At 33.4% G+C, this 14,098-nt stretch carries 12 protein-coding genes; 9 read left to right on the top strand and 3 right to left on the bottom strand.

Features of this window, described 5'->3' with window-relative positions:
• The first annotated feature begins 2 nt into the window (after positions 1-2).
• From FFX44_RS10505 to FFX44_RS10515, 3 genes are all read left to right on the top strand, one after another.
• Positions 3-872 (top strand): LysR family transcriptional regulator, encoded by an 870-nt coding sequence (locus FFX44_RS10505; RefSeq protein WP_289980753.1) that lies wholly within the window; start codon positions 3-5, stop codon positions 870-872.
• A 912-nt stretch (positions 873-1,784) separates the two neighbouring features.
• Positions 1,785-2,366, top strand: coding sequence for a DJ-1/PfpI family protein (locus FFX44_RS10510; RefSeq protein WP_289980755.1), 582 nt, complete (start codon positions 1,785-1,787; stop codon positions 2,364-2,366).
• Positions 2,367-2,517: 151 nt separating this feature from the next.
• Entirely contained in the window at positions 2,518-3,102 is a 585-nt protein-coding gene (locus tag FFX44_RS10515; RefSeq protein WP_289980756.1) for a DUF1349 domain-containing protein, read from the top strand.
• 622 nt (positions 3,103-3,724) lie between these two features.
• On the opposite strand, the gene FFX44_RS10520 is transcribed toward FFX44_RS10515, so the two are convergent.
• On the bottom strand, positions 3,725-4,300 hold the full coding sequence (locus FFX44_RS10520; RefSeq protein WP_289980758.1) for a TetR/AcrR family transcriptional regulator: 576 nt from the start codon (positions 4,298-4,300) through the stop codon (positions 3,725-3,727).
• 131 nt (positions 4,301-4,431) lie between these two features.
• On the opposite strand from FFX44_RS10520, the gene FFX44_RS10525 reads away from it, so the two are divergent.
• The 6 genes from FFX44_RS10525 (at position 4,432) to guaA (ending at position 12,334) form a co-directional block, all read left to right on the top strand.
• Positions 4,432-5,673, top strand: a complete 1,242-nt coding sequence (locus FFX44_RS10525; RefSeq protein ID WP_289980760.1) for an ABC transporter permease — start codon at positions 4,432-4,434, stop codon at positions 5,671-5,673.
• Between the two features lie 908 nt (positions 5,674-6,581).
• On the top strand, positions 6,582-7,112 hold the full coding sequence (locus FFX44_RS10530) for a TetR-like C-terminal domain-containing protein (RefSeq protein WP_289980763.1): 531 nt from the start codon (positions 6,582-6,584) through the stop codon (positions 7,110-7,112).
• Between the two features lie 742 nt (positions 7,113-7,854).
• Positions 7,855-8,565, top strand: coding sequence for a deoxyribose-phosphate aldolase (deoC, locus tag FFX44_RS10535; RefSeq protein ID WP_289980765.1), 711 nt, complete (start codon positions 7,855-7,857; stop codon positions 8,563-8,565).
• A 265-nt stretch (positions 8,566-8,830) separates the two neighbouring features.
• Positions 8,831-9,565, top strand: a complete 735-nt coding sequence (locus FFX44_RS10540; protein ID WP_289980767.1) for a GntR family transcriptional regulator — start codon at positions 8,831-8,833, stop codon at positions 9,563-9,565.
• 172 nt (positions 9,566-9,737) lie between these two features.
• Positions 9,738-10,658: a type I pantothenate kinase gene (coaA, locus tag FFX44_RS10545; RefSeq protein WP_289980768.1), complete on the top strand. Its 921-nt coding sequence runs from the start codon at positions 9,738-9,740 to the stop codon at positions 10,656-10,658.
• Between the two features lie 137 nt (positions 10,659-10,795).
• Positions 10,796-12,334, top strand: a complete 1,539-nt coding sequence (gene guaA / locus FFX44_RS10550) for a glutamine-hydrolyzing GMP synthase (protein WP_289980823.1) — start codon at positions 10,796-10,798, stop codon at positions 12,332-12,334.
• A 38-nt stretch (positions 12,335-12,372) separates the two neighbouring features.
• Here the strand turns inward: guaA and FFX44_RS10555 are convergent, their stop codons facing one another.
• Complete coding sequence (locus tag FFX44_RS10555) at positions 12,373-13,593, bottom strand: tyrosine-type recombinase/integrase (RefSeq protein WP_289980771.1); 1,221 nt, start codon at positions 13,591-13,593, stop codon at positions 12,373-12,375.
• Between the two features lie 27 nt (positions 13,594-13,620).
• The gene (locus FFX44_RS10560) at positions 13,621-13,821 is read right to left on the bottom strand and encodes a DUF3173 domain-containing protein (protein WP_142971118.1); all 201 of its coding nucleotides are present in this window, start codon (positions 13,819-13,821) and stop codon (positions 13,621-13,623) included.
• Between the last annotated feature and the right edge of the window lie 277 nt (positions 13,822-14,098).

Here is a 14,098-nt window from a genome sequence, read left to right on the forward strand (position 1 = left end):
TATTGAAAAAACTAATAGCCCTAAGAAAAGTTGTTGAGACAGGAAGTTTTACTAGAGCTGCGGAAGCTTTAGGCTACACACAATCTTCACTTAGTCAAATGATTGCTTCTTTGGAAAATGAGTTTTCTATAAAACTGCTTAAAAGATCCAGAAAAGGGATAACTTTAACTCAAGAAGGAATAAAGTTATATCCTTATATTCAGCGATCAATTCAACAGTTTGAGGCAATGGAAGGTATGGCTACCGAAATAAAGGGTTTAAAAACTGGAATTATTAGAATAGGTGCAATTGCCAGTATTAGTCGCTACTGGCTTCCTAGTATGATCAAAGAATTCCAAGAGCAATATCCAAAGATTAATTTTATTTTAAAGCAAGGAGACTATACATCTATATATAAGTTGATCAAAGAAGGTCAAGTAGATTTTGGTTTTTTAACACCTAAAACGAGTGGAAATTTAAAAATGAAAATTATAAAAAGTGGTGAAATGGGAGCTATTGTTTCATCTAGTCATAAGATGGCCAACAAAAAAATAGTTCGTATTGAGGATTTAGTAAAGGATCCATTTATTCTTTTAGAAGAAGGTAGCTATAGTGAACCCTTAGAAGCGTTTAAGAAAGCTTTATGTTATCCAAGTATTAAATATAGAATTCATGATGATAATACTATTATGACAATGGTAGAAGAAAATTTAGGAATTAGCATTTTATCAAAATTAATAATGAAAAAAACTAATTTTAATATTGTCTATTTACCTATCCAGCCCAAAATAGAGAGAATAATTGGAATAGCTTATCAAGATGAATTTAGCTTACCAATAGCAAGCAAATATTTTATTAACTTCATACTTGCTAGAAAAGAAAAATTAAAATAATTTTTAGTTACCATTAGAAAAGGAAATATATGAAAGCTTCTGAATTAAGAGTCGATTATCCTATATAATGTTTGATAACTAAGGTGTTCCTATGTCAAGTTTTGACACTAAAATATTTAGATTTCAACGCTGATTATTTTTGTATTGTACTAGTTAATATAATTCTCGACCCTGAAAACTAGATTCTTAAAGTCAGTAAAACGTGTTTGAAAAATAAACTCATGTTTGAGTAGTGGATGAACCTTTATATTCAAGAAAATTTACAAATTAATCAATTGGCTTATCAGTTTGTGGCAAAAAAGTCCAGATTAAATTTGCAATCTACCATTTTCCAAAGTATTATGTTCAATAACTAAGTGGTAAAGTATATTTTTTTTGTAATGACTACCAGTAGAATACCAGTGACCTATCCAAAAGTAATGTGCAGCCAATTAGAATTTATCAAAAACAGGTAATCTATGCATACTTTCACTAGCTTTATTAGTATAAGAAATTAATATAATTTGCTTTTTACAGACTAATTTTTAAGCTTACCTGGAATTGTCTATTTGAAAGTGTGTCGACGTCTATCCGATTATCAGTGAGTTTAAATATTTGGAGCAAATTTTCGGCTTAGCCTTATTAGTGTTTGCTGGCATACAACCAATAGAAAATTTTTTGTTTGGGTAATTAATTGATGTTATGGGTCTCAGAACTTATCAAATTTTAAATATAACTATGATTGTATCATTTTTTATGTTTATTAAAGCTGAGCAACAAATATCCTAGGTCACTATTAAGTTAATATTGATAGTGAATAATCAAAAAAACTTGCTATATGAACATAATAAGAAAAGTCTCGTTAAAACGGGTTTTTCGGTAAGATTGGTCATTTTTTCGATAATCATAATTTAATCTACTTGGAGGCTTGATATGACAAAAGTTTTACTATTTCTTAATAAGGGATTTGAGACCATGGAGTTTAGTCCGTTCATAGATGTTTGTGGTTGGGCCAGGAATGACTATGGGGTTGATATTAATGTCACCACCGCCGGATTTACTTCTGTCGTACAAAGTACTTTTAATGTTAATATTATGGTTGATAAAGTCATCAATGAAATTAACATTGATGACTTTGATGCTTTAGCTATTCCTGGGGGATTTGAGGAATACGGGTTTTATGAAGAAGCTTATAGTGAACATTTCTTAAATCTAATTCGAAAATTCCATGCCGCTAATAAATTAATTGTCACAATATGTGTTGGGGCTTTACCCGTTGGTAAAAGTGGCATTTTGAAAGGTAAAAATGCGACTACCTATAATTTAAAAAATAGTTATCGACAAACAGAACTCATGAAGTTTGGTGTAAATGTTTTAAATGAACCAATAGTTTTTGACAGTAATGTTATTACCTCATACTGTCCGCAAACCGCTGTTCACGTTGCTTTTAAAATGTTGGGTGTTCTAATCAATACAACAACCGAACAGATTGTCAAACACGCAATGGGATATTAATTATTATTTAATAAATAAGATTCATTGAATTCTGGCAAAGGATGCTAGGAGATATACCTTTTTTACAGTTAGTGAGGTACTTCAAGCTAGAGTAACAGAGTATTCTGGATTATATCGATTCTGTATTTACCAAGTGAATGGAGGGATAAATATGAACCTAAATTTCAAAAAAGGTCAATTATTTTGGATAAATAAGCCTCAAAAATATTATATTGATACCAAAAAAGTTGAAATAACTACAGAACCAAGAACAGATTTTTGGCAAAATACGTATTATAATTTTCAACATGATAATGCTCCTGCCTTATTGACAAAAATTAGTGATATGAACTTTTCGTTTCTAGTCAAAACGGAATTTAATAGCAAAAAACAATTTGATCAATGTGGTGTAATTATTTATCAAAATAGTGAGAATTGGCTAAAAGCGTCTATTGAATATGAGAATGAGGAGTTTCAACGACTTGGAAGTGTCGTAACTAATCAAGGATTTTCTGATTGGGCTACGACAGATATTCCCATGAAACAAAGATTTATGTACTATCGATTAAGTAGGCATAATAATGATTTTTGCATTGAGAATTCCTATGATGGCATTCACTATAAGCAAATGCGAATTACTCACTTATTTGATGGAAACAAGAAAATTCAAATAGGAATATATGCTTGTAGTCCTAGTGAATCTTCATTTACTGCCATATTCAGTAAGATTGCGTTCACAGAATGTCAATGGAAGTAGTTAATGCCTATCAATTAGTTCAACAAACACAAGCTAAGTACAAAAGGAGTGCATGTTTGGCTTCTTTATGTGTACATAAAAAATTAAAAAAGTAGTTCTGAGAAACGTGTTTTTAATTTCTCAGAACTACTTTTTTAGAATCTGTGGGAGTGTACCATAAGTCGGGAAAATTTGAGTACTAACTCGAAATTACGAACATAGCGAGTACTTTGCTATGAGCAATTCGAAATTAGACGGAATAAATAGAGGAACTGAATCAAAATATAACTTTTGACCCAGTTCCATTTACTTTATACCTGTTAGCTCATACTGGCTGTGGTTAAGTAACACATTTCAGTGTAGATGTTAGAATGGATAGTTATTATTAAAATTCACTAACGTTTCATGCTTTAATTTGGCGCATCTGTTTTAACTAAACGCTAGTTGATATAAATCTCTTAGTGAGATTACTTTACTTGTTTTTTTAGAACCATTGTTTTTAAAGTTTAATATTTCAGAACTAATTATGAATAAAATATTTTGGGAACTTCTATGTGCGGTGTAATAGTATCTCAGAATATAGAGGCCTTATATGTCTGTTTAGGGAGTAATGAATCTAAATATACTAGAAGATTATAATTTTTTACTCAAACAATCCGTTAATAAAACTTTTGATGTTGTTTTGTAAAAAATATGTTAGATCAAAAGATAACCCAGGTGTGTTAAATCTCTGCCCAGTTAAAAAATAACCAAAATTAAGCCAAATAAAATTCATTGACTGAGCTTCAACGTTTAAATTATGATCGATAACGCCATTAGTTTGCATTTTTTTGAAATAGTCCATCAAAAATTGTTTGAAATATAATGGAATTTTTTGAATTGCAGCATTTAAACTAGGAATGTCAAATGCATCACGAAATCCCGCTAATATAATAGCTTTATGATCATTAAAGAAGCTCTGGCATTGCTGACTTAACATAGTTAAATCTGTTTCAACGTTACCTGATAGCTGAATGTTGTTAGTAAGTTCATTCACATCATTCAAATAATCATTAACAGCAGCGTTAAGTAAACCTTCTTTGTCTTTAAAGTTGTTGAAAATAGTAAGTTCATTTACTTCGGCCAAATTAGCGATTTTGCGAGTAGTAGTTTTAGTATAACCATTTTCTATTAATAGTTGTTTGAAGGCAGTCAAAATTCTTTCTTGAGTATCAGTCAAAGATATCATTCCTTTCTTAAAAGATATTTTAATTATAACACCACCATTTCAATAAAGTAAGTACTTGCTTTATTGAAATGGTGGTGTTATGTTATTAGACGTAAAATATAAGTAGAGGTTGGAGGATTCTTATGAAAAGTATTGGAAAGTTTTTATGTAATAAATGGACTATTGGATCATTATTAATAGTGTTATTCTATGGTATGTGTATGGTGGGAATCTACTTTTCAGGATACAAAGTAGTTCCAAGTCACCTAAAAGATTTACCAATAGCTGTGGTTAGTCAAGATTCAGATAGTCATGCATTAAAAAAGCAATTGGTACGACAATTACCGTTTAAACATATTAAGTACAATTATTCTCTAAAAACGGCAAAAACAAAATTAAAAAATAAGAAAATTTACTTGATTGTTAATATTCCGACTAATTTTCAAAAGAAGATTATAAATGGCAAAAAAACAAATCTGCACTTTTATGTGAATGAAGCTAATCCAATGACTGCTGTCAGTGGTATGGAAAGTGTAGCCAAAACAGTAGGAGCTACTGTTGAAAATAAAATTACTAAAAAACGTGGAGAGGCTATTTTTACTACTGTTCAATTAAAGCAACTAAAAGCACAACTTGCAAAAGCAATTAAAGAAGCTCCACAGCAGGCTAAGGCTATTCAAGCTCAGGGTACGGTAGCAGAGAGAAAGTTAAAAAAACAAGCTGATAGTCTTTATAATCCTAAAGATGGTGGAGTCTCTTACAAGCTGCACAAAATGAATAAAGTTAAAAGTGGTATGAATCATACCATGGCTCCTTTCTTTCTTGCATTAGCATTCTATATTGGGTCGATGATTGGTGCATTAGTGCTATATCTTGCTTTCTCTGAGTTCTCTCAAAAAATTGGTAAGTTTAAGGCATACGGAATGTCGGAATTAGCTATTCTTTTAATTTCTGTTATAGCGCCTGTTTGTATTTTAGGAATTGCAACTTGGCTTAATAATTTTAGTAGTACGGAATTTATGAAACTTTGGTTAAACCATGGTTTGGAACTATTTGCTGCAATGAATTTTAATTTCATTTTCAATCTACTTTTTGGTCAATTAGGTATCATGTTCAATGTACCAATTATGATGATTCAAATTGTTTCTGGAGCTGGATTAATTCCTAAACTTATTTTACCTGGATTTTTTAAGTTTATGAGCTTTATTTCACCAACTTATTATGCAATTCAAGCTGATTTTGGAGTTTTAGGGAATCAAGTGGGGATAGGGCAACACTTAATGTCTTTAATTTACCTGTCAGTAGTCATCGTAATTATTAATTTGTTCATTGTTATGATGAAAAAATACAGTAAAGCAGTAATTTCGGAGCAAAGCTTACTTTAATTTTGAAAATTGTTTGTATAGAATAGATTGTAAAATTAACTTCTGTTCGGACAGAAAAGATCAACTTCCTTTAAAATGGCGTTTACCGCAAGCCCATTTTTAGGTGTTGATTTTTTTGTCTAATATAACCTATTCTGAATGAATTAAAAATTGAAGCCTTTTGTAATCTAGAATGACCCAATGCTGACATGGTTGATTATGAATATCAATTGTGCTATGTGCTTATCTCGATGTTCCTTTTATAAAATTCACTACCTTTTGTCCAAATATCAAACGAATAAGAAACAAAATAGTTGACAGTACTACTACACAAACAATAAGTGATAATAACATAATCAAAGGAACTAGAAAAAGCTTTGGAAGTTCAGTTCCCCATAAAATTATATTTTTAAATTGTTCTAAGACGCTTGAAATTAATAAGTTCATTTAAATCTTCCCCTTTTCTTTATACGTTTGGTGGTTTTTCGATGTTGATATTTATAGATAATTGATAAAAGTGCAATAGTACCACCTGTAGCACAAGCCATAATAAGTGGAACCATGAAAATATTCATTAAGTTCATATAGACCTCCTCGATTCATTGAAAAGTTTACTTTGATGAAAGAATAGAATTCAAATTATTGTCAAAATGAGCAATAGTTTTGATTATTTGAATTGTTCCTACTGTGGCACAGACTATAATAACTGGTACCAATAAAATTCTCATAAAATTTTCCTCCTAGATATTCTTTTTATGAGTTTAGTCTAACAATATTGATGAAGAGTTCAACCGGCAATAATTTTGATGATGTAATTTAATAAACACTTTTTTTACATATGTTTAACACAATGTCATATATTAAACATTTGTTGCTCAAACTTGACTTGTTTTATATAATTAAAAGAAAGAATTTTGAAAGGATAGTATATGAAAACAGATGCTCGTGTTCGTTATACAAAAATGATCATTCAGCAGAGCTTTGTCGAACAATTAAAGGTTTACCCACTTAATAAAATTACTGTTAAGAAAATTTGTGCAACTGCAGAAATCAACAGAGCTACGTTCTATAAACATTATCATGACTGTTATGATTTGATGAAACAAATGGAAGACAAGTTGATAATAGATTTGAAAGAGCTGATATTTGAATCGCGAGATCAGAATTTAGAAAATATATTTGGGAAAATTCTTGAGAAGTTTAAAGAAAAAAAAGAACTTTATCTTGTTCTTTTTTCAGAAAACGGAGATAGTACATTTCCTGCAAAAATATTTGAACTTTGCTATGATCTTGCTGTTAAAAATAATAAGAAAAAGGAAATCACTCAAGAGTGGTTATATTACTTTTTGGCTTATGGGTGTAGTGGTGTGCTAAATCGATGGATAAGTAGTGGAATGAAAGAAGATATTTATGAAGTATCTGCATTTATCGGAAATATAAGTGAAAAGGTTTTAAAATAACAGTTTTATCTCTAACTCACAGTTTATGAATAATTTTAAAACCAAACTGGAAAATTTATGATTCCACTAAGTTTCTTAGCTCATACATTAGAAAAAAACATTAATACCTCAACTTCTAGAATACAAGATATTTAGTGTGATTAGAGACGGATTACATTAGATACTTTGGTTAAATTGGGAAGGCTTTTCAGGGGATTTGATCGATATTTTTAAAACTTATAAAATGATATAGATTTATATAATACTGAAGAAAAGAGTGAAAAAAATAATCAGGTCCAACAATATCAGTTTAATTAGTAATAAAAGAGTACATCTGGTAATACATAGATGTGCTTTTTTACCTAATTTGTTTGTATTTTATAGACCACATGTATATTATTCGTAAAAGATTAACATAAGTCAGAATGAGTACTGTCTCTGAGATTATATCTAATTACTTATTAAAACGATTGCGAAATTCATCTATGTCTGCCTTATTTGGTTGAACAGTGTTGCCCACAATTAGTTCAATAGATGAAAAAAGGCGTTCACTATATTGATGTGTGAAACTAAATTAATTTTTATAATATTATATTCTGCATAATAAGTAATTACTTAATGAAACGAAAATGTGTTTCAAGTTATTATATGTAAACGCAAGCTTCTATATTTATAGACATCTGTAAAAAGATGAAAAGAAAGTTGACTTTAATAGCAAATGATTTTATTATCATTATGTAATAACCTAATTGGAGGGATTAAAATGTCTGAGTATACTATTAATGACTTTGCACAGATGATTGATCATACAAATTTGCACGCATATGCAACGGATGCTGATATGAAAAAACTTTGTAATGAAGCTAAGAAATATCATTTTAAGATGGTTGCAATTAATCAAGTTCAATCTAAACTTTGCTCGGAATTGCTGAAAGAAACAGATATTGATACTGGTGCTGCAATTGCCTTTCCTCTCGGGCAAACGACAATTGAAGCTAAGGAATTTGAAACCAAGAATGCCATCGCTAATGGTGCTAATGAAATTGACTATGTTATTAATATCACTGAGTTAAAAGAAAAAAATTATGACTATATTGAGGATGAGATGACTAGAATTGTTAAGATTTGTCATGATGAAGAGGTTCTTTGCAAGGTTATTTTTGAAAATCCGTATCTTACAAAATTCGAGATTAAACAAGTTACACTTATTGCTAAGCGAGTTCGCCCTGATTTTATCAAAACTGCTACCGGATTTGGTCCGAGTGGTGCTACTGTAGAAGACGTTCAACTTATGAAAGAAATTGTTGGTTCAAGTGTATATGTTAAAGCGGCTGGAGGTGTTCGGAACTCGGACGATTTTCTTGCGATGATTAAAGCTGGTGCCTGTCGTATTGGTACCAGTTCAGGTATTGAAATCATCGATGCTTTGAAGAAGAGAATGAATGATGATGGTGTAAAAACAATGGAGTTGTGACATAAGTCGGAAAAATTTGAGTACTAACTCGAAATTGCGAACATAGCGGGTACTTTGCTATGAGTAATTCGAAGTTAGACGGAGCATTTTGACTTATGGAACACGTTTATACGGAATAAATAGAGGAGGTGGCTCAAAAGTTAAGCTTTGACCCACCCCTAAAAGTAAATATTAGTATTAAGATCACGGACATAAAAAGGCTAGTGGAGATTGTTAAAAAAGTTCTATAATACTATGCTCACAGAACGTAAAAGGATGGTGGCTCATGGCAGTACCTAAGTACAAGTTTATTGAAGATGACATTAAGAAAAAAATTATTTCTGGGATCTACCCTAAAGACAGCATTATTCCTAAAGAAATGATCTTAGTGTCCCAATATAATGTTAGTAGACCTACTATTCGACAAGCTATTCAAAATCTTGTAAACGAGGGACTTCTTGAGAAAAAACGTCATCGTGGTACCATGGTACGTCAAAATAAAATTAGTCAGGAATTTACCCACGTTATTGAAAGTTATGACAGTGAGATGCAATCTAAAGGACTAACAGCTAAAACTCAAGTTATTGTTTTTCGCAATGAGAATCCAACGCCAGAAGTTGCTGAAAAACTCGGCCTTGATGCGGACAGCTTGGTGTATAAATTAGTTCGTCTGCGTTTTGCAGGGACTGAACCTGTAGTCCTTGTCACTACTTTTCTTCCTTATGAACTCTTGAATAATTTTGATAAGATTGACTTTACAAAACATTCTCTCTATGATGAATTGGCAAAATGTGGTTATCCTATTACTCATGTTCGTCGCAAATTGGAAGTAATTGCTGCTGGTGAAACCACAAGTACGCTACTCAATGTCAAGATTGCTGAACCTCTTTTTTATTTTCACACTATTGGAGATACAAATGAGAAAAAGATAGAGTATTCAATTGCTAAGTACCGTGGTGATATAAACTACTTCATGTTTGATATTGATAAATCAGACACAACACGCGATTTGCGTATCTGATTTTATATCTATAATTACGTAATTACTCATAGCCAAAACCGGGCTATGTTCGTAATTTTTCGCTAGTACTTGAAGGCTCTCAACTTGAATCATACTCTTATAAATAAAGCCTAATATTCAAACCAGTAAAATGCTATAATAATCTTAATTTAATTACAATGTAGGAGTAGCAATGTATAATCAGATGAATTATTACAAGATTCCACGTGATGAGTGGCGGAACCTATACCAAAAATATCAAGTCTCCTTATCCTTAGAAGAATTGTCACGGATTAAGTCTGTTAATGACCGTATATCACTAGCTGACGTTCAAGATATTTATCAACCATTAGTGCATTTACTAGGAATTCATATGAAATCACGGCAAGAGCTGATGAAGCAGCAGGCAGAGTTTTTAGGGATTGAAGCACATAAAGTTCCGTTTATTCTAGGAATTGCAGGAAGTGTTGCGGTGGGCAAGAGTACAACTGCTAGGTTGCTGCAAACCCTTTTAAGTACGACATATCCAGAAAAAAAGGTGCAGTTAATTACAACTGATGGCTTTTTGTATCCAAATAAGGAATTGAAGAGACGCCAGATAATGCAGCGCAAGGGCTTTCCTGAAAGTTATGATATGGGACGGTTGTTGACATTTACTAACGACGTGAAGAATGGGTTGCCAGCTAAGGCGCCTAGGTATTCTCATAAGGTCTATGATATAGTTCCCAACGAGTTTGATGTTGTAGACAACCCCGATATTTTGATTGTTGAAGGAATTAATGTGCTGCAGTTGCCAAGTAATCAGCAGCTATATGTCAGTGACTTCTTTGACTTTTCTATCTATGTAGATGCACATGAAGATTTGATTCAAGGCTGGTATCTTGAACGGTTTGAAACATTATTGGATACTGCATTTCAAGATCCTACCAATTATTATTATCCGTATGCAATTGGGGATCGAACTAAGGCAACCAGAATGGCAAGAGAGGTCTGGCTCACAATTAACAGGCCAAATTTGCGTGAATATATATTGCCAACAAGAAATCGCGCAGATTTAATCTTACATAAAATGCAAAATCATCTAGTAAACGAACTTTTTTTGCGTAAGTATTAGAAAATACTAAAAATTGTCCGGAATTTACTGGAAATTGCGTGAAATTGATTTGACCCTTAAAGCTCTAATCGGTAGAATAAAAGTAGTAAATGCTCCAAAATTTGAAGACGAGGTGAACCTTCTTGACTAATGTTGACATGCAGGCTTTTGACAAGATTATTGTGCTTGACTTTGGAAGCCAGTATAATCAATTGATTACCCGCCGAATTCGTGAGTTCGGTATCTATTCAGAATTGCTATCACATAACCTGACAGCTGCTGAGATTAAGAAAATGGCACCCAAGGGAATTATTTTCTCTGGTGGTCCTAATAGTGTTTATGATGAGAATGCTTTCCATGTGGATCCTGAGATTTTTGAACTCGGAATCCCTGTTTTAGGAATTTGTTATGGGATGCAGTTAATGGCAAATGAGCTTAATGGTAAGGTGGAGAGTGCTAATAACAAGGAATATGGCAAGGCTGATATTCATGTGGCATCCGCTGATGAACCAATGTTCAAGGGATTACCAGCTACGCAGACGGTATGGATGAGTCATGGTGACTTAGTGACAAGTGTCCCTGAAGGATTCAGAATTGCTGCGACAAGTGCTAATTGTCCAATCTCTGCAATGTCAAATGATGACAAGAAGTTCTATGGTTTACAGTTCCACCCAGAAGTACGTAACACAGAACATGGTAATGATATTTTGCGTCATTTTGCCTTTGATATCTGTAAGGCACGTGACAACTGGTCAATGGATGATTTCATTGATATGCAGATTGACAAAATTCGTGAAACTGTTGGTGATAAGAAGGTTCTGCTTGGCTTATCAGGTGGGGTTGATTCGTCAGTTGTAGGTGTCTTATTGCATAAAGCAATTGGAACGCAGTTGACAAGTATCTTCGTAGATCACGGCCTGTTGCGCAAGGGTGAAGTTGAACAGGTTATGGCAAGTCTTGAAGGAAAATTTGGGCTGAACATTATTCAAGTAGATGCTAAAAAGCGCTTCATGGATAAGTTAGCTGGTGTTTCTGATCCTGAAAAGAAACGTAAGATCATTGGTAACGAATTTATTCGTGTCTTTGATGATGAAGCTGCTAAGTTAGATGGAATTGATTATTTAGCACAAGGAACACTTTATACCGATGTAATTGAATCGGGAACAGATACAGCACAAACAATCAAGTCGCATCACAATGTTGGTGGTCTGCCAGAAGATGTTCAATTCCAGTTAATTGAACCCTTAAGGACATTATTCAAAGATGAAGTTCGTGAATTAGGTGAAAGACTTGGAATGTCATCTGACCTTGTCTGGCGTCAACCATTCCCAGGACCTGGTCTTGGAATTCGCGTGATTGGTGAAATTACAGAAGAAAAACTTAAAATTGTTCGTGATAGTGACTTGATTCTACGTGAAGAAATCGCTAATCATGGTCTTGAAAGGGAAATCTGGCAGTACTTCACGGTACTTCCTGGTATCCGCAGTGTCGGTGTCATGGGTGACGGTCGGACTTATGATTATACGGTTGGAATCCGTGCAGTTACTTCGATTGATGGGATGACTGCTGATTTTGCTAAGATTCCATGGGATGTCTTGCAAGCAATCTCAGTTCGAATTGTTAACGAAGTCGACCACGTTAACCGCATAGTGTACGATATTACGTCGAAGCCACCGGCAACGATAGAGTGGGAATAGTAACAGGTGAGCTAGAAACTTTTGTGTAACAAGGGCTTCTAGCTTTTTTTAGTTTTGGATTGCACTTTCATTGCACTTTTTTCTGTTGGACGTCTTAAATAATTGACTGTAAACTGATTCCGTGGGGAATGATCCAAGTTTTCTTCGGTCGGTTCAAAGTCAATCACGCCATTTAATTTATCCGCCACTTGAAAATTACTGTTGGGATAAAGGTGTCCGTAAGTTCCCAAGGCAGTTTGTACATCTTCATGACCTAACCGATCTTTAATGATTAGCGGATTTTCCCCCATACTGATCAACAGAGAAGCATGAGAATGACGCAAACCATGGATACGGATACGATGCACTCCTGCTTTTTTGGAATAACGATCAATGGCGTGAGCAATGGTATATTTCTGTGGTGGAATCACATTATAGCTCATCACAAAAGAGGTTTTTACCACTTTTTGTTGAACATTTCGCCATTCTTTTAAGAACTGTAGAGTGGTTTTATCCAGCACAATATGACGTACACTGGCTCTTGTTTTGGGGGATGTAAAGTAATATTCTTTTTGGTTCTTATAATACAGAGTTTTGTCAATAGATAACATCCCAGTTTCAAAGTCGATATCGTCCCACTGAATCGCAGTGGCTTCACCGATACGCATACCAGTCATAAATAACAACCATAAAGACATGAAAAGAAAGTGTTGATAAAAGTCTCCTTTGTAAAATAAAGCAATCACTTTTTCAAATTCTTCTTTCGTCCAAAAATCGACCACTTGTTTTTGTTTTTTCACATTTCCCACAATTTTAGAAGGATTGGTAGTCGCAAGCTCTAAAACTACAGCCCGATCCATGGCAACAGAAAACAAACCTTGAATCGAACGAACATAAGACGGTTTTAGCTTTTTTGAAAGCTTTAACTGCCCTTTTTGTACATGAATGGGTTCAATATCACTAACCGCCAACTTATTAAAGTAAGGGAAATGTTTGAGAATGGTTTTTAAACGATTTTCGTAGGTTCTTATTTTTACTTTGGTCCGATACCAGGGAAGAAACAGTTCTTCCACAAACTGTTTAAAACTCATCTTATTTTCAGTTTCCACGAATTCGTCTGGTTTCATCAGTAACATCTTATAATATTCTTCTTTAGCTTCCTTTTTCGTGCGAAAACCGCTACGATACTTCTGAATCTTTTTATCGTTAGCATCATAGCCTAAATTCGCCCGAAAATAGTAGGTGCCATTTTTGGCACGTTTAATGGGATCTTTCGTCATAGTTTTTACGCTCCTTACGTACAAAAACTAATCAGACCTGTTTTCATCTGAAAACTTGATTCCAAGAAGTTCTTCAACTGCTTCGCAAGGAACACGATCTAATTTTCGTGACTGATAATAAGTATGTCCTTTTTCGATCATCAGATCTTTCGCTTTTCTGATAATGTCGGCAGCAAAAGAATTTCCGTATCCTAGCGCAACTAAGTCTTTTTTAGTGACTGTGATCATTTGTGCTCCTTTCCATTGCAGACTAAGATTTCTCCAATATTCACCTACAATTATATCAAAGATGCCAAAATTTAGATGCTCATAGCAATCGAACAGCTCTAGCAAAGCTCACGGAAATTTCACCCCTGCATGGATCGCATGTAGCTGCACTCATAACCTGCGACGCTTTTAACGCTCGGATCATGACGACACGGGAGTATCATTGTCACAATAAGAAAGTCTTGGCTGCAATTCGGCTAAAAATTGTTTTTAGTCATAAACAAGATTCGCTCGCTTT

The sequence above is a fragment of the Lactobacillus sp. UCMA15818 genome, from assembly GCF_030400225.1.
GTDB lineage: Bacteria > Bacillota > Bacilli > Lactobacillales > Lactobacillaceae > Liquorilactobacillus.